Origin of the sequence: Pseudomonas graminis, from assembly GCF_001705435.1 — a bacterium.
GTDB classification, from domain to species: domain Bacteria; phylum Pseudomonadota; class Gammaproteobacteria; order Pseudomonadales; family Pseudomonadaceae; genus Aquipseudomonas; species Aquipseudomonas graminis_B.
Genome location: NZ_MDEN01000044.1, coordinates 15,573 through 34,910, shown reverse-complemented (window position 1 = coordinate 34,910; position 19,338 = coordinate 15,573). Strand labels below are relative to the sequence as shown.

Here is a 19,338-nt window from a genome sequence, read left to right as displayed (position 1 = left end):
GTACCCTCACTCCGACGACGCTCCGTGGGCCCGCGCCGAACGGACATCCATGTCCTGACGGCGCTCTCGCCGCATCCATGCGGCTCGGCCCACTGCGCGTCGTCTGCGTTCGGCCTGCACCCAAGTCGCGATTGGTGTCGTCTGGGCTTTTTGCGTATGAAGATCAAAAGCTTCCCGGCTGAAACCGGTCCTACGGGGTGTACGCAGTACTTTTTTGCGGTACCGGCTTTAGCCAGGAAGAGGCCAGTGTGGACGCTGGCAGTTTTGCTGATCAGACACCCTACCTGTGGGAGCGAGCTTGCTCGCGAAGCTGTTGCTGTTGCTGTTGCTGTTGCTGTTGTCCGATCGTTCCCACGCTCTGCGTGGGAATGCATCCTGTGACGCTCCGCGTTGCCGATTTCACTGATGTACGCGCGCTTTTAGTGGGACCGGCTTTAGCCGGGAAGAGGCCAGCCAGGGCGCCATCAATTGTGCGGCGTGACGCCTGCTTCCACCCTCTCACGCCTTCAACCCATCTTCCAGAAACGCCACTAACGCTTGCACCCGCGGACTACGGAGTTTGCGTGAAGGCACGAGGAGGTTGACGGGGGCGCTGTCGAAGTTCCAGTCGGCGAGGACGCGGACGAGGTTGCCGCTGGCGATGGCGTCGCTGACGTCCCATTGCGAGCGCAGCACCAGGCCCAGGCCTTGTTCGGCCCAGCGGCGGGCGACGCTGCCGTCGTTGGTGAGCAGGGCCGGTTCGACGCGCAGGGTTTTGCGGGCGGGACCTTTGCGCAGGTGCCAGAGGGTGACGTCTTCGTCGTTTTCACGGATGCAGATGCAGCGATGGGCGCTGAGCTGGTCCGGCGCGGTCGGCTCGCCGTGTTCGTGCAGGTAGGCCGGGCTTGCGCACAGCCAGCGCTCGTTCGGTGAGAGTGGCCGCGCGGTCCACAGGCTGTCGTTGAGGTGGCCGATGTGGATCACGGCGTCGCTGTCGTGCCGATCCGGCCAGGGGGTTTCGCGCAGGTCGAGGTGCAGGCACAGCTGCGGATGCAGCCGGATGAAGCGCGCCAGCAGCGGTGCCAGTCGCTGTCGTCCGAAACCGAAGGGCGCCGCCAGCCGCAGCGTGCCCACCAGCCTTTCGTCCTTTTGCCGGAAGGATTCCGGGAGCGCTTCCAGCTGCTCCAGCAACAGCGCGCTTTCCCGGGAGAAGCGTTCGCCATCGGCGGTCAGGCTCAGGCGGCGGGCGTCGCGGTTGGCCAGGGTCAGGCCCAGCAGGGTCTCCAGTTTCCGCAGGCGCATGGACAGCGCCGGCGGCGAAACATTGAGCGCTCTGGCTGCCGCACTCAGGGATTCGGCGCGGCTCAATGCGACCGCCAGACGCAAGTCTTCGATGGATATCATTCACTTTTACTTAATGATTGATGAGACTGGATTGAACCACACCTTAACGACAGTTGAGTAGAGTCCACCCTGTCCCTCGCCACCCGAGTTCCGTCATGTCTACGCCGATTGCCTCTCTCGACACACCCGCCGCCCTGGTAGACGTCCCGCGCATGCAGCGCAATATCCAGCGCATGCAGCAACGCATGGACAGCCTCGGCGTGCGCTTGCGTCCCCACGTCAAGACCAGTAAATGCCTGCCGGTGATTCAGGCGCAGATCGCTGCGGGTGCCAGCGGCGTGACGGTGTCCACCCTGAAGGAAGCCGAACACTGTTTTAACCAGGGCATTGGCGATGTGCTGTATGCGGTCGCCATCGCTCCGGGCAAATTGTTCCAGGCGCTGGCGTTGCGGCGCGCCGGTTGCAACCTGAGCGTGCTCACCGACAGCGTTCAGGGCGCACAGACCATCGTCACCTTTGCGCGTGAGCACGACGAATCCAACCCCGTCTGGCCCGTCTGGATCGAGGTCGACTGTGACGGCCATCGCTCGGGCCTCGCCGCTGAAGACCCCGCGCTCATCGACGTCGCGCGCATCCTCACCGACGGCGGTCTGCAGCTGCGCGGCGTGATGACCCACGCCGGTTCCAGCTACGAACTCGACAAACCTGAAGCCCTGCAAGCCCTCGCCGAGCAGGAGCGCGCCCTCTGCGTCCGCGCCGCTCAACGCATCCGTGAAGCCGGGATCGACTGCCCGGACGTCAGCATCGGCTCCACGCCCACCGCGCTGTCAGCTCTGCGCTTGGACGGCGTGACCGAGGTGCGTGCCGGCGTGTATGTGTTCTTCGATCTGGTCATGCACAACATCGGCGTCTGCCAGGCCGACGAGTTGGCCCTGAGCGTGCTGACCACGGTGATCGGCCATCAGCAGGACAAAGGCTGGATCATCACCGACGCCGGCTGGATGGCCATGAGTCGTGATCGCGGCACCCAGCGTCAGCGCCACGATTTCGGTTACGGCCAGGTGTGCACCGAAACAGGCGAATGGATCGATGGGGCGTTGGTTACCGGCGCCAATCAGGAGCACGGGATTATCACCCTGGGCGACGCCAGCCATGCCGACCTCGCCGCGCGCTTCCCCATCGGCCGCCGTCTGCGCATTCTGCCCAACCACGCCTGCGCCACCGGTGCGCAGTTTCCGGACTATCACGCCCTCGACGCGGACGGCGCGGTGCACACCTGGAGCCGTCTGCATGGCTGGTGATCTCGACATTATTCACACGCCCGACGCAGCAGCGCCGGGCGGGCACTATTCCCAGGCCGTGGCCTACGGAGGCGTGGTCTACGTGTCCGGGCAATTGCCGGTACGCGCCAATGGCGAGCACAGCGCCGATCAACCGTTCGAAGTGCAGGCCTCGATTGCCCTCGACAACCTGATCGCGATCCTCCGGGAAGCGGGCTTGGGCCCAGGCGATTTGCTGAAAGTCACGGTCTACGTGGTGGGCATTGAACACTGGCCGGCGTTTGACCGACTCTATGCGCGGTACCTGGGTGAGCATCGGCCCGCCCGCGCCGTGGTGCCGGTCCCGGTCTTGCATCACGGTTACCTGATCGAAATCGACGCCGTGGCGCGCAACCTGCAACCCCGTGGCCTGCAACCCCATAACCTGCGAGAGGACCCTTAATGAACCCGCAAAAAAGCGATGTGCTGGTGATCGGCGGCGGCGTCATGGGCGCCTCGTCGACGTTTTTCCTGCAGCGGCGCGGCCGCTCGGTGACGCTGCTGGAGCGCGACCAGATCGGTCAGTACGCCAGCGGCGTGAACTTCGGCAATGTGCGGCGGCAAGGGCGCTATCTGGGCCAGCTCGAGCTGGCGAACCGGTCGTGGGGTTTGTGGAAACGCTTGCCGGAGCTGATCGACGATGACCTGGAGTTCATCCCCAGTGGGCACATGCGTGTGTGTTACCGCGAGGACGAAATCGCCGAGCTGGAGGCTTACGCCGCGGCCCCGGAAGCCGAGCAGCTGGACCTGAAAATCTATCGCGGCGCCGAGTTGCACACGCGATTTCCTTTTCTCGGCGCAGAGGTCAAGGGCGGCTCCTACGCGCCCCACGACGGTCACGCCAATCCGCGTCTGGCGGCACCCGCCTTTGCCCGCGCGGCCCGTCGGCTTGGCGCACGCATCGAAGAACGCACCGAAGTCGCCGACGTGCAAAAGGTCGGCGGACAGTTCCACGTCACCACCACCGACGGGCAATTGTTCGTCGCCGAGCAGCTGTTGATCACCGCCGGCGCGTGGGCGACCAAGCTGTCTCAACAGTTCGACGAACCCGTGCCCCTGGAGCCCAACGGCCCGCAGATGTCGGTGACCGAGCCGGTGCCCTACGCCTTGCCGACGGTGATCGGCGTGTTCACCAAGATCAAGGAAGAGGTGATCTACTTCCGGCAGATTCCCCGCGGCAACATCATCATCGGCGGCGGCGCCCGCTGCGCGCCGGACATGGTCAACCGTCGGGCATTTTTCAAGCCTGAAAGCCTGCTCAACCAGATGCGCCAGATGAAGCGGCTGGTGCCCGGCGCCGAGAAGCTCAACATCATCCGCACCTGGAGTGGCATCGAAAGCTACACGCCGGACTCGCTGCCGGTGATGGGCCCCAGCGGCATGGTCGACGGGCTGTTTTACGCCTTCGGCTTCTGCGGCCATGGCTTCCAGCTCGGCCCCGGTGTCGGCGACGTGATGGCCGAACTGATCAGCACCGGCAGCACCAGCACGTCCATCAGCCCCTTCGACATCCGCCGGTTTACCCAACCATCGCTGGTGCCGCAACTGGCAACAAGCCTTCTCAGCACAGGAAAACTCATATGAGCCACCCTTACGTTTATCGCACGGCCACGGCGGCCGACATGCCGGCTGCCCACGCGCTTTCCGTGCATTTGAAGTGGCCCCATCGCGAGGAAGACTGGGCGATGGTGCAGCGCACGTCCGAGGGTTTTGTCGCTGAACACGAGGGTCAGTTGGTGGGCGTGGCGTTCGCCTGCCATCAGGGGGCTTATTCCTCGATCGGGTTGGTGATCGTCAGTGATCAGCACCAGAGCAAAGGCATTGGCCGGCAGTTGATGAACCTGTGCCTGGACGCCGCCGCGCCGCGCACGCCGATCCTCAATGCCACTGAATCGGGGGCGCCGCTGTACGTGAGCATGGGTTTTGTCGAGTACGCGCGGATTCAGCAACATCAGGGCGTGCCTCACATGCCGCCGGTTCTGGCTGCAACGAGAGACGCGCTGTGTCGTGAGGTGACGCAGGCCGAATACCCGCAGGTGATTGAACTGGCCAATGCCGGCAGCGGGCTGGACCGCACGGCGGTGCTCAACGATCTGCTGCCGACGGCGGAGTGCGTGGTGGGCGTTGAGGCGCGCGGACAATTGACGGGATGCGCCCTGCTCCGCCGGTTTGGTCGCGGGCATCTCATCGGGCCGGTGGTTGCGCAGGATCTGGCGCAGGCAAAGCAGATGATCACGCACCTGCTGGGCCTGATCCCCGGCGCGTTTGTGCGATTCGACATTTTGGCTGATTGCGGGCTGGTGGACTGGCTGGAGGGGATGGGACTGCCGTGCGTCGATCGCGCGCCCCGCATGGTGCTGGGTGAGCCACCGCAGTCACGGGACGGCATTGCCCAGTTCGCGATGGTGACCCAGGCGATTGGGTGAACGTTGCCAGGCATGCCGCGATGTGTAGGACCGGCTTCAGCCGGGAAAACGTCGGGCGTCACACCGCAAAATTGTGGGTGCTCATGCGGGCCTCTTCCCGGCTGAAGCCGGTCCCACTAGTTGAACGCGGTCGGCCTGTAGGACCGGCTTCAGCCGGGAAAACGTCAGGCGGCACGCCGCAAAATTGAGGGTGCTCATACCGGCCTCTTCCCGGCTAAAGCCAGTCCTACAAAAACAGACCGCATGCATCCCGCCAATCAGGCGGCGTACGCAATCCCCTGTAGGACCGGCTTTAGCCGGGAAAGCGTCAGGCGCCACACCGCGAAATGGTGGGTGCTCATGCGGGCCTCTTCCCGGCTGAAGCCGGTCCTACAAAAACATATCGCGTGCATTCAGGGTATCCGGCATGACCTCGACTGTAGGACCGGCTTCAGCCGGGAAGACGTCAGGTGTCACACCGCAAGACGGATGGCGTGGACCCCGGCGGATTCAGCAGATTCTCCCTTGCAGGCCGCAACAACGGCATCTTTTGCCTGGGCCGGTTTGTTAGCGTATCGAGACGTCAGGACTCGCTGTTCGCAGCCCTTATCACCGCTCCAGGGAGCTAGCTGGATGACCTCACACCCTTCAAACACCCACGGCATCGAGCTGCAAAACGCCGGGCAGTTTTACATCAACGGCGAGTGGACTTCCCCCGCGATTCCGGCCCTTCTGCCGGTGGTCAATCCCGCCACTGAAGAAGTGGTAGCCGAGGTCGCGCGGGGGTCGGCGGAGGACGTTGATCGGGCCGTCGCAGCAGCGCGCGCTGCCTTCCCTGGCTGGTCGGTAACGCCGGTCGTAGAACGCGCAGCGATCCTGAGCAAAATCCACGCATTGATCCTTGAGCGCAAAGAGCGCCTCGCCCAAGTCCTCTCACTGGAGATGGGCGCCGCCATCAGTTTCTCCCGCGCCATGCAGGTGCCGCTGGCCGCCGAACACGTGCGGGTCGCTCGCGATCTGCTGTCCACCTACCGCTTCCAGACCGTCGAAGGCACCACCGCCATCGAGCGGGAAGCTATCGGCGTCTGCGGTCTGATCACCCCTTGGAACTGGCCGCTCTATCAGATCACTGCCAAAGTCGCGCCGGCCCTCGCCGCCGGCTGCACCGTGGTGTTGAAACCCAGCGAACTGTCGCCGTTAAGCGCCCTGCTGTTCGCCCAACTGGTTCACGACGCCGGCCTGCCGCCCGGGGTGTTCAATTTGGTCAACGGCAGCGGCGCGGACGTCGGTGCCGCCATCGCGGCCCACACCGACATCGACATGATTTCCATCACCGGCTCAAACCGTGCCGGAGCCCTCGTCGCACAAGCGGCGGCGGTCACGGTAAAACGCGTGACCCAGGAACTGGGCGGCAAGTCGCCGAACGTCATGCTGCCTGACGCCGACTTTGCCAAAGTCGTGCCCTTGGGGGTGATGTCGGCCTTGCGCAACGTCGGCCAGTCGTGCAGCGCGCCGACCCGAATGATCGTGCCCCGCGCCCGCCTCGCTGAAGTCGAAGCACTGGCGGCCGCCGCCGCCAACGCCTTGATCGTCGGTGACCCGCAATCCCCCGACACCCAACTCGGCCCGATTGCCAACGAAGCCCAATTCAGCCGCGTTCAAGCCATGATCGAAGCCGGCATCGGCGAAGGCGCGAAATTGCTGTGCGGCGGCCCGGGCCGTGTGCCGGGTTTTGAAAAAGGCTTCTACACCCGGCCAACGGTGTTCTCCGAAGTCGACTCGGCGATGCGCATCGCCCAGGAGGAAATCTTCGGCCCGGTGCTGTGCATCCTGGCCTATGACTCCATCGACGAAGCCGTGGCAATCGCCAACGACACGGTCTATGGCCTGGGCGCCCACGTGCAGGCGCAGGACCTGGAACTGGGCCGCGCCGTGGCCTCGCGCATTCGCGCCGGGCAAGTCCACCTGAACCACCCGGCGTGCGATCCCATGGCGCCCTTCGGCGGCTACAAGCGCTCGGGCAATGGCCGGGAATACGGCGTGATGGGGTTTGAGGAGTACCTGGAGACCAAGGCAATTATCGGTTTCAACGCCTGATCGCCGGCTCGCCGGAATCATTGGACATCTCGACGTGTGGGACCGGCTTCAGCCGGGAAGGCGTCATTCGTCACACCGCAAAATGGATGGCGGACAAACGGCCTCTTCCCGGCTAAAGCCAGTCCTACCAAGGTGTCGCGTACAAGACAGCATCCGCAGCCGCTGAAACCATAAATCAGCACCCACAAAAAAGGGCTGTCCGCGCAAACGGACAGCCCTTTTCAACATCCGCCCGATTTACGCCAGGCTTTTGCTCACCACTTCATACACGTCCGGCGACAGCGGGCCGGAGGCGAGAATGCGCTCCAGTTCCGCTTTCATCAGCGCTTGGCGCGCGCTGTCGTATTTGCGCCAGCGGGTCAGCGGCGCCAGTTGACGGGAGGCGATCTGCGGGTTGAAGCCGTTCAGCTCGATAACCAGATCGGCCAGGAAGCGATAGCCCGAACCGTCCGCCGCGTGGAAGTTGATCAGGTTCTGCCCGGCAAAGGCGCCGATCAGGGCACGCACCTTGTTCGGGTTCTTCAGGGTGAACGCCGGGTGCTGCATCAGCGCTTTCACACGCTCCAGCCCGCCCGGCAAGGTGCTGCCGGCCTGCACGCTGAACCACTGATCCATGACCAGTGCGTTGTCCTTGAAGTTCTCCGCGAACACTTCCAGCGCCTTGGCTTTCTCTGCCTCGAACGGCGAGTTCACCAGCACGGCCAGCGCGGTCAGGCGCTCGGTCATGTTGTCGGCGGTGTCGAACTGGTCGATGGCGGCGGCCAGGACTTCCGGCTTGCCGGTCTGCATCAGGTAAGACAGGGCGATGTTCTGCAGCGCACGGCGAGCGAAGTGCTCGGATGCGGCCACGTACGGCGTCTGCTTCGACAGCTCGCGATTGGTCTGGTAACGCTGCCACAGCGCGTCGCTCAGGCTGTCGGCCAATTGCTGGCGGGCAAACTCCCGCGCGGCGTGGATGGCATCGACGTCAGCCACTTCGCTGATCTCGATCAGATACGCCTCGCCCGGCAGCGAGAGCATTTCCGCGACCATAGCCTGATCCAGGCTTTCGTCGGTCAGCACCGTGTGCAGCGCGGTGATCAAACGCTGATCCATGACCAGCGATTCGCCTTTCTGGTGCTGGGTGATCAGGTCCTGCAGCACTTGCACGGACAGTTGCTGACCGGCATCCCAACGGTTGAAGCCATCGCTGTCGTGCTGCATCAGGAACATCAACTGATCGGGGTTGTACGGGAAGCTCAGTTTCACTGGCGCCGAGAACCCGCGCAGCAGCGACGGCAGCGGCTGTTCGTCGATGTCGATGAAGGTGAAGGTCTGCTCGGCTTCAGTCACCGAGAGCACGCGGGAGGTGTTTACCGCCGGCGCCTCGCCTTGCAGGCGCAACGGCAGTTCTTGACCCTGGGCGTCCAGCAGGCCCATGGCGACCGGAATCACGAACGGCAGCTTCTGATCGCCCGGCTGGCCCGGCGTGGTTGGCGTGCTCTGACGGAAGGTCAGGCTGTAGGTTTTCGCGGCAGCGTCGTAGGACTCGCTGACCGCCAGACGCGGCGTGCCGGCCTGGGAGTACCAGCGCTTGAACTGCGTGAAGTCGACACCGTTGGCGTCTTCCATGGCCTTGACGAAGTCGTCGCAGGTCACGGCCTGGCCGTCATGGCGCTCGAAGAACAGGTCGCTGCCCTTGCGGAATCCTTCCACGCCCAACAGCGTGTGGATCATGCCGACCACTTCCGCGCCCTTCTCGTACACGGTCAGGGTGTAGAAGTTGGAAATCTCGATGAAGCTGTCAGGGCGCACGGCGTGGGCCATGGGGCCGGCGTCTTCGGCGAACTGGTGGGTGCGCAGGTAAGCCACGTCCTGAATGCGCTTGACCGTGGCCGAGTTCATGTCCGCCGAAAAGCCGGAATCACGGAACACCGTGAAGCCTTCCTTTAACGACAGCTGGAACCAGTCGCGGCAGGTGACGCGGTTGCCGGTCCAGTTGTGGAAATATTCGTGGGCGACGATGGCTTCGACGCGCTGGTGGGCGGCATCGGTCGCGGTTTCGGCGCGGGCCAGCACGGCGCTGGAGTTAAAGATGTTGAGGCCCTTGTTCTCCATGGCGCCCATGTTGAAGTCGTTGACGGCGACGATCATGAAGATGTCCAGATCGTATTCGCGGCCGTAGACCTCTTCGTCCCAGCGCATGGACTTCTTCAGGCTGTCCATGGCGTGCTGGCATTTGTCGACGTTTTCCGGCTCGACGAAGATGCGCAGCGTGACCTTGCGCTGGCTCATGGTGATGAAGGTGTCTTCGATGCACCACAAGTCACCGGCCACCAGCGCGAACAGGTAGGCCGGCTTCTTGAACGGGTCTTCCCACGTTGCCCAGTGACGCTGGGTGTCGTCGGAAGGGCCGGCGGCGATCAAATTGCCGTTGGACAGCAGGATCGGGAAGGCCTGCTTGTTGGCGCTGACGGTCGTGGTGAACGTGCTCATCACGTCCGGGCGGTCGAGGTAATAGGTGATCTTGTGGAAGCCCTCGGCCTCGCACTGGGTGCAGAACATGCCGCTGGATTTGTACAGGCCTTCCAGCGCGGTGTTGGTTTCCGGGTGGATCTTCACGGTGGTGTCGAGGGTGAAGGTCTCGGACGTCGGCTGCACGGTCAGGCTGTCGGAGGTCAGCTGGTAGCCGTTCTGTGCAAGGTCGCCCTCGGACAGGTCGACATCCGCCAGCTTCACCGACAGCAGCTCAAGCTGCTGGCCGTCGAGTTCCAGCGGTGGCAATGCCGCGCCTTGAGCGAGCGCGGCGCGGTCCGGGTTGCGGCGCATCACCAACTGCGCGTGGACCAGCGAGTGGTCGTCGAACAATTCGAACGTCAGGTGGGTCTCGTCAATGAGGTACTCAGGCGCCTGATAATCCTTCAGGTAAATCATTTTCGGCTGGTCTGTGCGCATGCTGTTGTCCCTTCTTCTGCTAATACGGGCTACTGATGCACGGCGAGTTGATACGCCGTGTATTTGCGAATATTGATCACGCCGGTGTCGAAGATCAGGTACTGCCCTTTGACGCCCAACAGGGTGCCTTCGGCGACCGGATTCTTGTCCAGGTTGAAGCTGACGATCTTGGTCGGGTAGGCCTCTACCGGGTATCGGATCTCGATAGGCTCGACATCGTTCATCACCTGAATGGCCTGCAGGCCAAAGCGCATCTGCAGCGCGACCAGGCCTTCGGCGCAGGACTCGAACAGTTGCTGACGAATCGCCGCCAGATCAACCGCCGGTGCGTCGCCCTTGAGCAGCGCGCGCCAGTTGGTGCGGTCTGCCACCTGGCTGCGGAACAGATCTTCCACAAAGCCGGACTGCTGCCGGGTGGCGCAGCGCACGATCGGCAACGCCTGACTGGCGCCCTGGTCCAGCCAGCGCGTTGGCAGCTGGGTGGCGCGGGTGATGCCGACTTTGACGCCCGACGAGTTGGCCAGATAGACCACGTGATCGGTCATGCAGAACTGCTCGCCCCAGGCCGGATCGCGGCAGGTGCCATGCTCGTGATGGCAGCGCTCCGGGCTCATGATGCACAGGTCGCACTGCGCCAGCTTGAGCATGCACGGGTAGCAATAACCCTGGCTGTAGCTGGTTTTGGTGCGCTTGCCGCAATGGCTGCAATGAATCGCACCCAGAAACTCCAGGCGCACGGTCTTGCCGATCAGCGGGTTGACCGGGATCTGTGAATCACCCAGCCGGAACGCATATTCCACCCGTGAAGCCTCAAGCCGCACGGACATTTTGTTGACGGAGCCTCTGCCGATTTCAATCAATGAATGGAGTCCGATTTGAACAGGATATTGGGCACCGGCGCCGACTTCGACGCGCACTCTTGCGGGCCCATGTAGCCGATGCGCTGTTCCTCGGGCACGTTGCGCACTTCCCAGGCAATCAACGCCTGCAGCGACAGCTCACGTTGTTCCTGGGTCAGCTTGCGGCCGTCGGACCATTTGCCGATTTCCACCGCCAGCTTCAGGCTTTCGTAGACGTCCGGGGTGATGTTTTCGATCATTTCGACAAAAGAGGACATTGGGTTCTCCCAGAATTAAGCGGGCGATTTTAATGTTTGCGGCGGGCCAGTGCACCGCCCACAAGACCTGTAGCACAACCGATGATCAGGCCGCCGACGTGGGCGCCGTTGGCGATTTCGCCAAACCCGAGCACACCGACGACGCCAGACAGGCAAACCACCAGCCAGATCAGCATCATCCCCAGAACACCGCGTGGTAAACGATACATGGGGTTGGGGGCGAGCAATTGAAAGATCCAGCAGTGACCGAGCAGGCCATACAGCACGCCGGACAGACCGCCGAACAGACTCGGGCCGCTCCAGAAATACTGGCCGTAGTTGGAAAACGCGCTGAACGCCAGGGTCAGGCCGAGCAACTGCCAACTCCCTTGGCGCATTTCGATGCGTCGGCCCAGCTCCCAGAACCACAGCGCGTTCATCACCAGGTGCAGCACACCGAAGTGAATCAGCATTGGCGTGACGACGCGCCACCACTGCCCCGCTGCCAGGGACGTTTCCACCGGCAAAAAGCTGATGTACTCGCCGTTGACGCGGAAGTCGTTGAAGGTCAACCAGCTCAAGGCTTCAAAATTGTCGCCGAGCAAGGTCACGCCGGCGACGATCAGGCACAGCAGCAAGATCACGCTGGTGACCGGGCTGTTGCGCACCTGGACCAGCGGACTCGGCCGGCTCACGGCCACCACCTCGCGTCCCGGCGGCAACTGCGCGGTCGGGTCGCCTTCGGGGTATTGCCGATACAACTGGCGGACGTCATCGGCCAGTTGCGGCGCATCGGGCACCCACAGCACTTGCTCACCGGCCTCCTCGCTGACCCGATGGGGCACGTTGAGGCGCCGCAGCAACTCGACGAAACCACTCAGGTCGGTCTGGAGGGGCAAACGCAATACAGCAACCGGACTCATTGAACTATCTCCGGTCGGGTAACGTCGACCCAGACGAACTTGTCCGGGTCAATCTGTGTTTCCTGATCCAGCCGATAGGCGACCAGCTTGCCGTAGAGCACGGCGCTGTAGTCGAGGCAGGCCAGATTGGGGCGGATCGGCGCGGGAATGCCGCTGCGCCAGTAGTGGCCGACGAACAACAGCGGTTCATCGGCGCCGTACCGCAGCAGCGCGTTTTTCTCGCTGGGGGACAGCGGCCGCCGCGCCACAGGCTCGGGCAGCGCGTCAGGCTGAAACACCACGTCGCCGTAGGTCTGCGGGTCGTCTTCCCAGAACTTGGTGCGGAACGAGCCGCGGGTCAGGCCGTCGCCACCGGTCAGGGTCATGCCGTGGGGCAGGCGCATGTCGGTGCCGCGCAGCAGGCGATCAAACACCGCGCAGGCAAAACTGCCCGGCTCCGCCGACGCCTGCACAAAGGCCTGGTCGATACGACCGTCGCCATGAACGCTGCGCAACGGCTCGATCAGGCTGGCATCCCAGCAAGCGTGCACCACGCGGAAGCGCTCGGCGTCGATGAACAGCGGCAATTGGTAAAACCATTTGAGGAAGTCGTTCCAGTCACCGGGATGCTGCTCGAACTGCGCCAGGGTTTCGCCCAGCAGACGGGCATGGCGCGGCGTGTGCTCGCGCACCCATTCATGGCCGCTCTCAGGCGGCGCCGGCGTGCTCCAGCCCAGCGCGTTGAATTCATGGTTGCCCATGATGCAGAACGCCTGGCCGGCTTCGACCATGTCACGGACGATGTGCAGCGCTTCGCGAATGCGAGGGCCGCGGTCGATGATGTCGCCGAGGAACACGGCGGTGCGTTCAGGGTGGCGCCACACGCCGGCCTGAAAGCGGTAACCAAGGGTGTCGAGCAAGTGCTCAAGGGTCTGGGCACAACCATGCACGTCACCGATCAGATCGTAGCCACGCGCGGGATCGAGCATCAGTCGCTCCCGCCGCCAAGCCGACTGCCCCAACCGAGTTTGGTCCGGCAGACTTCGTAGTAGTTGTGGTCGAGGGGGTGAATGAGGCGCAGCTTCTGCGGCTTCTTTTTCACGGTCACGGTGTCACCCGGCGCGCAGGTGAAGTGGTTCTGGCCATCGCAGGAAACCTGTGGGTAGATCGTCATGTCCTTTGAGACAACGATTTTCAGCTCACTGTTTCCGTCGACGACAATCGGCCGGCCGGACAGCGTGTGCGGGTACATCGGCACGATGACAATGGCGTCGAGTTTGGGGTGCATGATCGGCCCGCCCGCGGACAGCGCGTAGGCTGTGGAGCCGGTGGGCGTGGCGACGATCAGGCCGTCGGCCTTCTGGCTGCAGACGAACTGGCCGTCGATGTAGATTTCGAATTCGATCATCCGCGTGGATTTGCCGGGGTGCAGCACGACGTCGTTGAGGGCGTCGCCCTGTCCGATCGCTTCGCCGTGACGGCGCACTTCGGCCTGTAACAGGAAGCGGTTTTCCACCAGATAGTGGCCGTCGAGCACTTCCGCGACTTTGACTTCCAGCTCGTCGGGGCGGATATCGGTCAGGAAGCCCAGGCTGCCGCGGTTGATGCCCAGCACCGGCACGTTGTGCTTGGCCAGCGCACGGGCGGCGCCGAGCAGGCTGCCGTCGCCGCCGACGACGATGACCATGTCGCAGACTTCACCGAGCATCTTGCGCGAAGAGGTCTGCAAACCATGGCCCGGCAAGACCTCGGCGATGGCGTCTTCGAGGATCACATGCAGGTGCCGCGATATCAGGAATTTCTTGAGTCGGCGAACGGTCTCCACCACCTGGGTACTGCCCAGGCGACCAATGATGCCGATATTTCGAAATTGCTCCATGGGGCTCCCGCAGGCTTGATGCGTGTAAAGAACGCGATTATGGGCGAAGGGGTCGGGGGCGGCAAATGGGCTCTTTGAGCGCCCCCTTCAAGCAGCGCCTTTCAGGCATGCCTGAGCTGACCTGTCGCATCCGACGGCGACGATGAAGCGGTGGCTACAACCGCCCATCACCCGCTATTCTGCCTCGATGAATAACCCTTTCCCGACCCTGAGCGCCCTGCCCCGTCAGCTTCTTACGCCCACCGTGCGGGACCTGGCGTGGGTGATCCTGTCGCCTCCCCTGCTGGCTGAAACCCAGTGGCCCCAGCGTCATCCGCTCAGCGGCAGCGACTGGGCGCAGCAACCGGAAGCGCTGGGAGCTTTTTTAACCCAGCTGGACAGAGACGACAGCGCCCTCAATACCTGGCTGGCGAGAAGTTCCACGCGCCGGCTGGGGCTGTATTACGAGCGGCTCTGGCAATTCGCAATCCAGCACGCGCCCGGCGTCGAGCTGCTCGCGGCGAACCTGCCGATTCAGGGCGAAGGCCGCACGCTGGGCGAGCTGGACATGCTGCTGAGGGATAAGGGTGGCGTTCACCATATTGAATTGGCGATCAAGCTGTACCTGGGGCAGCAGGATCAGGACGGCGAAAACCCGGCCCACTGGCTCGGCCCCGGCGCCCTCGACCGGCTGGATTTGAAGCTCGCGCACCTGAATCAGCATCAACTGCCCATGTCAGCGCGCCCCGAGAGCAGCGCCGTTCTTGCTGCGCGGGGCGTGGACACCTTTAGCGCTTCGCTCTGGCTGGGGGGTTATCTGTTTTATCCATGGCCCGGTGCGGGCGCGTCGCCACAAGGGGCACACCCTGAGCATCTGCGGGGAAAGTGGCTGCATCAAAAGGACTGGCCGGGCTACGCAGAAAACAGCCTGGACGGTCGCTGGCAATGGCTGCCGCGGCCTGCCTGGCTGGCGCCTTCGCGCTGTGACGCGCCATGGACCCCTCGCCAGTTTAAGGACTGGCTGGAGGCCCTGGACCCGCTCGGGCCGGCGCAACTACTGGTGCGCCTGACCCGCCATTCCGACGGCCACTGGCGAGAGGCCGAGCGGCTGTTTCTGGTGCCCGACCTGTGGCCGAACCTGCCGGACTCTCGCCGCGTTACAGGCTCAGTCGCAGCACCAGCGCCGCGAGGGTGATCAACAGCACCGGCACGGTCAGCACGATGCCGACGCGGAAGTAGTAGCCCCAGCCGATGGTCACGCCCTTCTTCGCCAGCACATGCAGCCACAACAGCGTAGCGAGGCTGCCAATCGGGGTGATTTTCGGGCCCAGGTCGCTGCCGATCACGTTGGCGTAGATCATCGCTTCCTGCAGCAGGCCGTGGGCCTGACTGGCCTCGATGGACAGCAGGCCGATCAGCACCGTCGGCAGGTTGTTCATCACCGACGACAGCAGCGCCGTCAGCACGCCCGTGCCCATGGCCGCGCCCCACACACCATGTTCGGCGAAACGATCCAGCCAGGTCGCGAGGTAGTCGGTCAGGCCCTGATTGCGCAGGCCATACACCACCAAGTACATGCCCAGGGAGAAAATCACGATCTGCCACGGCGCGTCTTTCAGCACCTTGCGCGTGGAAATGCGGTGGCCTTTGGCGGCAATGCCCAACAGGATCACGGCGCACACAGCGGAGATCGCACTGATGGGAATTCCCAGCGGCTCCAGGGCGAAGCAGCCCACCAGCAAGATCCCCAGCACCCACCAACCGGTCATGAAGGTCGCGCGGTCCTTGATCGCCGAAGACGGCTCGTCTAGTTGCGAGGCGTCGAAGGTCTTCGGGATGTCGCGGCGAAAGAACAGCATCAGCACCGCCAGGGTGGCGGCAACGCTGACCAGATTCACCGGCACCATCACCGATGCATAGCGGTTGAAACCGATGCCGAAGTAGTCGGCCGAAACGATGTTGACCAGGTTCGAAACCACCAGCGGCAGGCTCGCGGTGTCAGCAATGAACCCTGCCGCCATCACGAAGGCCAAGGTGGTCGCCGGCGAAAAGCGCAGCGCCAGCAGCATCGACATGACGATGGGGGTCAGGATCAGCGCTGCGCCGTCATTGGCGAACAACGCCGACACCAACGCGCCGAGCAGCACGATAAACGCGAACAGCCGCCGGCCCTTGCCGTTGCCCCAACGCGCCACGTGCAGCGCGGCCCAGTTGAAAAACCCGGCCTCGTCGAGCAGCAGGCTGATGATGATCAGCGCAATGAACGTCCCGGTTGCGTTCCAGATAATGTGCCAGACCTGAGGGATGTCACTCAGGTGCACCACCCCGAAAAGCAGCGCGAGCACGGCGCCAAACGTTGCACTCCAGCCGACACCAAGGCCCTTGGGTTGCCAGATCACCAGGGTGATGGTGACCAGAAAAATCGCGACGGCTATCAACATCTTTTTGAAGTTCTCGGAAGCAGGATGGCGAGGATGCCTAACAGCGGCAGGTAGGAACACAGCGTGTAGACATAGACGATGCCATGAAGATCCGCGAGGTGGCCCAATAATGCTGCTCCGATGCCGCCGAAGCCGAACATCAGGCCGAAAAAGATGCCAGCGATCATGCCGACGTTGCCCGGCACCAGTTCCTGGGCGTAGACGACGATGGCGGAGAACGCCGAGGCCAGAATGAAACCGATGATCACGCTGAGCACGCTGGTCCAGAACAAGTCAGCGTAAGGCAGCGCGATGGTAAACGGCGCCACGCCCAGAATCGAGAACCAGATCACCGCTTTACGGCCGATGCGATCGCCAATCGGCCCGCCAAAGAACGTGCCCGCCGCCACCGCCGCCAGAAACATGAACAAATGCAGCTGAGAGCTGGCCACAGACAGCTGGAATTTGTCGATGAGGTAAAACGTGAAGTAGCTGGTGAAGCTGGCCATGTAGAAATATTTGGAGAACACCAGCAGCGCCAGCACCACCAGCGCGCTGGTCACCCGACGTTTCGACAGCCCGTGGGTCGCTGCTTGCCCGGCCTTGATCTTGAACAGCGCCAGGTGCGCCTTGTACCAGCGGCTGATGGCGTACAGCAGCCCTACGGAAAACAGCGCCACCAGCCCGAACCAGGCGATGTGGCCCTGACCGAACGGAATGATGATCGCCGCCGCCAGCAGCGGCCCGATGGCGGAACCGCTGTTGCCGCCCACCTGAAAGGTCGATTGCGCCAGACCAAAGCGCCCGCCAGAGGCCAGCCGGGCAATGCGCGAGGCTTCGGGGTGGAATGTCGACGAGCCGATGCCGATCAGGCCCGCGGCGAGCAGGATCAGCGGAAAACTGCCCACGGTCGCGAGCATCATGACGCCGCCCAAAATGCACAACGAACCGACCGGCAGCACCAACGGATTGGGATGGCGATCGGTGTAATAACCGACCCACGGCTGCAGCAGGGACGCCGTGACCTGAAACGTCAGCGTGATCAGTCCGACCTGGGTAAAGCTCAGGCCGTAAGCGGCCTTCAGCATCGGGTAGATCGAGGGCAGGATCGACTGGATCAAGTCATTGAGCAGATGCGCCAGGGCCACCGCACCAATGATGCGCATGACCAAGGGGCTTGATTGCGTAGATTGCGGGGCGGGAACGGGTTGGGTATCGGTCGCGGGCACGGTTGCAGGGCTGGTAACGGCCATCGGGTTCATCCATCGAACGTTGATGCGCCGTGGGACTCGTTACAGAACATGTCAGCGGCACAAGGGGCCGCCAATGTGCCATTTTTTGGGGCGCCGCTGCCATATTTTGTTGCTGATTTGTCTGATGGGTGACGTAGTGTCAGGACACCTGAAGCTTTTTGACACCACTCTCCTGTCAATCAAACGCAAACCCTGTGGGAGTGAGCTTGCTCACGAAGACGGCCTGCAATCCGCCCAACATCCAGCAGGCACACCGCCTCCTTGGCAAGCAAGGTGGAGCCCCCAGTCAAACCGCCGTCTGCAATCTCCCCCGCGCCGTCAACGAACCTTCCACCTCATGCAGCGACACTTTGGACGTCTCCGGCAAGGCCAGCCCACCCGCCAGCGCCAGCAGCGCAATCACGATCAGGTAAAACGCCGGCGCCAGGTTGCTGCCCGTCGCGCCGATCAGCCAGGTCGCCATCAGCGGCGCCGTTCCGCCGAAGATGGTGTACGCCATGTTGTAGGTGATCGCCGAAGCGGTGTAACGGGTACGCGTGGGAAAGGTCTCCGACAACAAAGCCGCCGTCACCACGCCGCACAGGACGGCGCCGATCGCCAGCAACATCACACCGACGATCGAGGCCACAAAAGAACCGGAACTGGCCATCAAAAACGACGGATACACCACCACGATCAGCAGTACACAGGTGCTGAGCACCGTCTTGCGTCGCCCGACCTTGTCGGAAAACGCCCCGGCCACCGGGCAGATCGCCGCCGCGAACAGCAACGCAATTAACGACACCAGCAGCGCGGTCGCACGACTCAGCCCACCCGCCACCTGCAAGTACGTCGCGAAATAGGTGGTGAACATGTAGAACGACAGCGCCGTCAGCGACACGAACGCGCCGAGGCAGCAGATCGCCGCGCCATGGTTGCGCAGGGTTTCCTTGAGCGGCGAATGGGCTACCGCGTGTTCCTGCTTGACCGCCTGAAAGGCCGGTGTTTCGTCCAGTTTCCAGCGCAGGTACAGCCCGACCAGCCCCAACGGCGCGGCGATCAGGAACGGCAGCCGCCAGCCCCAACTGCCCATGGCTTCGGTGCTCAAAGAGGCCTCCAGCGCGTAGGCAATGATCGCCGCCGCCGCGAAGGCCGAAAAGGTCGACACCGGCACGAAACTGCCGTACCACGCCCGTTGCGTGCGCGGGGCGTGCTCCATCAAGTAGGCACACGCCCCCGCGTATTCACCCCCAGCGGAGAAGCCCTGGGCACAGCGGATGAGGGTAAGCAAGACGGGCGCCATGACGCCGATTGCGGCGTAGGTCGGCAGCAGACCGATGATGGTCGTCGCCCCGGCCATCAACAGAATGGTGAACGCCAGCGTGCGCTTGCGGCCAATGCGGTCGCCCAGCATGCCGAAGAACACCCCGCCGAGGGGCCGAAACGCGAAGGCCACGGCGAACACCGCGAAGGTTTTCAAGAGCGCGGCGCTGGCGTCGCCGCTGGGGAAGAACTGCTGGGCAATGGTCGTGGCCAGAAAGCCATACACCGCGAAGTCGAACCATTCGACGAAATTACCGATGGCGGCCGCCACGATGACTTTTCTCAGGGTGGCAGGATCAACCTGCTCAAGGACGGGAGTGGTCATGGAAACCTCGGCGCGCGTGGGAAAGATCCGATTATCGGCACAGCGCCCTGCCCGCCCGACTCCAGAAATGCCGCCGACGTACTCAGGACCGACCTGTCGGGGGG

Annotated in this window: 16 protein-coding genes; 6 read left to right on the top strand and 10 right to left on the bottom strand. The window is 63.3% G+C overall.

The features are described from left to right. Nucleotides 1-498 precede the first annotated feature (498 nt). The gene (locus tag BBI10_RS00970; protein ID WP_065986154.1) at nucleotides 499-1,383 is read right to left on the bottom strand and encodes a LysR family transcriptional regulator; all 885 of its coding nucleotides are present in this window, start codon (nucleotides 1,381-1,383) and stop codon (nucleotides 499-501) included. 95 nt (nucleotides 1,384-1,478) lie between these two features. Here BBI10_RS00970 and BBI10_RS00965 point away from each other — a divergent pair, with 95 nt between their 5' ends. From BBI10_RS00965 to BBI10_RS00945, 5 genes are all read left to right on the top strand, one after another. Then, nucleotides 1,479-2,624, top strand: a complete 1,146-nt coding sequence (locus BBI10_RS00965) for a DSD1 family PLP-dependent enzyme (RefSeq protein WP_065986153.1) — start codon at nucleotides 1,479-1,481, stop codon at nucleotides 2,622-2,624. Next, nucleotides 2,614-3,045: a RidA family protein gene (locus BBI10_RS00960; RefSeq protein ID WP_065986152.1), complete on the top strand. Its 432-nt coding sequence runs from the start codon at nucleotides 2,614-2,616 to the stop codon at nucleotides 3,043-3,045. The genes BBI10_RS00965 and BBI10_RS00960 overlap by 11 nt, the downstream gene beginning before the upstream one ends. Continuing rightward, nucleotides 3,045-4,226 (top strand): NAD(P)/FAD-dependent oxidoreductase, encoded by a 1,182-nt coding sequence (locus BBI10_RS00955; RefSeq protein ID WP_065986151.1) that lies wholly within the window; start codon nucleotides 3,045-3,047, stop codon nucleotides 4,224-4,226. Before BBI10_RS00960 ends, BBI10_RS00955 begins: the two co-directional genes overlap by 1 nt. Beyond that, the gene (locus BBI10_RS00950; protein WP_065986150.1) at nucleotides 4,223-5,068 is read left to right on the top strand and encodes a GNAT family N-acetyltransferase; all 846 of its coding nucleotides are present in this window, start codon (nucleotides 4,223-4,225) and stop codon (nucleotides 5,066-5,068) included. The genes BBI10_RS00955 and BBI10_RS00950 overlap by 4 nt, the downstream gene beginning before the upstream one ends. 612 nt (nucleotides 5,069-5,680) lie before the next feature. Further along, nucleotides 5,681-7,144, top strand: coding sequence for an aldehyde dehydrogenase family protein (locus BBI10_RS00945; RefSeq protein WP_065986149.1), 1,464 nt, complete (start codon nucleotides 5,681-5,683; stop codon nucleotides 7,142-7,144). 237 nt (nucleotides 7,145-7,381) lie between these two features. Here BBI10_RS00945 and pepN read toward each other — a convergent pair whose 3' ends face one another. From pepN to BBI10_RS00915, 6 genes are read right to left on the bottom strand one after another with little or no spacing between them, the layout of a single operon-like run. Beyond that, on the bottom strand, nucleotides 7,382-10,078 hold the full coding sequence (pepN, locus tag BBI10_RS00940; protein WP_065986148.1) for an aminopeptidase N: 2,697 nt from the start codon (nucleotides 10,076-10,078) through the stop codon (nucleotides 7,382-7,384). A gap of 29 nt (nucleotides 10,079-10,107) precedes the next feature. Further along, on the bottom strand, nucleotides 10,108-10,938 hold the full coding sequence (locus tag BBI10_RS00935) for a DUF2797 domain-containing protein (protein ID WP_065986147.1): 831 nt from the start codon (nucleotides 10,936-10,938) through the stop codon (nucleotides 10,108-10,110). After that, nucleotides 10,935-11,195, bottom strand: coding sequence for a YeaC family protein (locus BBI10_RS00930; RefSeq protein WP_065986146.1), 261 nt, complete (start codon nucleotides 11,193-11,195; stop codon nucleotides 10,935-10,937). Before BBI10_RS00930 ends, BBI10_RS00935 begins: the two co-directional genes overlap by 4 nt. A 29-nt stretch (nucleotides 11,196-11,224) precedes the next feature. After that, entirely contained in the window at nucleotides 11,225-12,097 is an 873-nt protein-coding gene (locus tag BBI10_RS00925; RefSeq protein ID WP_065986145.1) for a rhomboid family intramembrane serine protease, read from the bottom strand. After that, entirely contained in the window at nucleotides 12,094-13,065 is a 972-nt protein-coding gene (locus tag BBI10_RS00920; protein ID WP_065986144.1) for a metallophosphoesterase, read from the bottom strand. The genes BBI10_RS00925 and BBI10_RS00920 overlap by 4 nt, the downstream gene beginning before the upstream one ends. After that, nucleotides 13,065-13,955, bottom strand: a complete 891-nt coding sequence (locus BBI10_RS00915; RefSeq protein ID WP_037011709.1) for an NAD(+) kinase — start codon at nucleotides 13,953-13,955, stop codon at nucleotides 13,065-13,067. Before BBI10_RS00915 ends, BBI10_RS00920 begins: the two co-directional genes overlap by 1 nt. Nucleotides 13,956-14,142: 187 nt before the next feature. Between BBI10_RS00915 and BBI10_RS00910 the strand changes: the two genes are divergently transcribed. Next, nucleotides 14,143-15,129 carry a DUF1853 family protein gene (locus tag BBI10_RS00910; RefSeq protein ID WP_065986156.1) on the top strand — a complete coding sequence of 329 codons (987 nt, stop codon included), beginning with the start codon at nucleotides 14,143-14,145 and terminating at the stop codon, nucleotides 15,127-15,129. On the opposite strand, the gene BBI10_RS00905 is transcribed toward BBI10_RS00910, so the two are convergent. The 3 genes from BBI10_RS00905 to BBI10_RS00895 form a co-directional block, all read right to left on the bottom strand. After that, nucleotides 15,092-16,375 carry an arsenic transporter gene (locus BBI10_RS00905; protein ID WP_065986143.1) on the bottom strand — a complete coding sequence of 428 codons (1,284 nt, stop codon included), beginning with the start codon at nucleotides 16,373-16,375 and terminating at the stop codon, nucleotides 15,092-15,094. The two genes, BBI10_RS00910 and BBI10_RS00905, sit on opposite strands and share 38 nt — an antisense overlap. Further along, nucleotides 16,369-17,607, bottom strand: a complete 1,239-nt coding sequence (locus BBI10_RS00900; protein WP_065986142.1) for an MFS transporter — start codon at nucleotides 17,605-17,607, stop codon at nucleotides 16,369-16,371. Before BBI10_RS00900 ends, BBI10_RS00905 begins: the two co-directional genes overlap by 7 nt. Before the next feature lie 286 nt (nucleotides 17,608-17,893). Next, nucleotides 17,894-19,234 (bottom strand): MFS transporter, encoded by a 1,341-nt coding sequence (locus BBI10_RS00895; RefSeq protein ID WP_065986141.1) that lies wholly within the window; start codon nucleotides 19,232-19,234, stop codon nucleotides 17,894-17,896. Nucleotides 19,235-19,338: the final 104 nt, after the last annotated feature.

Bases quoted from the DNA above. Each gene is read 5' to 3' on its own strand.
- BBI10_RS00950 (WP_065986150.1), top strand. From the start codon at position 4,223: ATGAGCCACCCTTACGTTTATCGCACGGCCACGGCGGCCGACATGCCG.
- BBI10_RS00920 (WP_065986144.1), bottom strand. From the start codon at position 13,065: ATGCTCGATCCCGCGCGTGGCTACGATCTGATCGGTGACGTGCATGGT.
- BBI10_RS00925 (WP_065986145.1), bottom strand. From the start codon at position 12,097: ATGAGTCCGGTTGCTGTATTGCGTTTGCCCCTCCAGACCGACCTGAGT.
- BBI10_RS00905 (WP_065986143.1), bottom strand. From the start codon at position 16,375: ATGTTGATAGCCGTCGCGATTTTTCTGGTCACCATCACCCTGGTGATC.
- BBI10_RS00960 (WP_065986152.1), top strand. From the start codon at position 2,614: ATGGCTGGTGATCTCGACATTATTCACACGCCCGACGCAGCAGCGCCG.
- BBI10_RS00900 (WP_065986142.1), bottom strand. From the start codon at position 17,607: ATGGCCGTTACCAGCCCTGCAACCGTGCCCGCGACCGATACCCAACCC.
- BBI10_RS00955 (WP_065986151.1), top strand. From the start codon at position 3,045: ATGAACCCGCAAAAAAGCGATGTGCTGGTGATCGGCGGCGGCGTCATG.
- BBI10_RS00965 (WP_065986153.1), top strand. From the start codon at position 1,479: ATGTCTACGCCGATTGCCTCTCTCGACACACCCGCCGCCCTGGTAGAC.
- BBI10_RS00945 (WP_065986149.1), top strand. From the start codon at position 5,681: ATGACCTCACACCCTTCAAACACCCACGGCATCGAGCTGCAAAACGCC.
- BBI10_RS00915 (WP_037011709.1), bottom strand. From the start codon at position 13,955: ATGGAGCAATTTCGAAATATCGGCATCATTGGTCGCCTGGGCAGTACC.
- BBI10_RS00895 (WP_065986141.1), bottom strand. From the start codon at position 19,234: ATGACCACTCCCGTCCTTGAGCAGGTTGATCCTGCCACCCTGAGAAAA.
- BBI10_RS00910 (WP_065986156.1), top strand. From the start codon at position 14,143: ATGAATAACCCTTTCCCGACCCTGAGCGCCCTGCCCCGTCAGCTTCTT.
- BBI10_RS00970 (WP_065986154.1), bottom strand. From the start codon at position 1,383: ATGATATCCATCGAAGACTTGCGTCTGGCGGTCGCATTGAGCCGCGCC.
- BBI10_RS00930 (WP_065986146.1), bottom strand. From the start codon at position 11,195: ATGTCCTCTTTTGTCGAAATGATCGAAAACATCACCCCGGACGTCTAC.
- pepN (WP_065986148.1), bottom strand. From the start codon at position 10,078: ATGCGCACAGACCAGCCGAAAATGATTTACCTGAAGGATTATCAGGCG.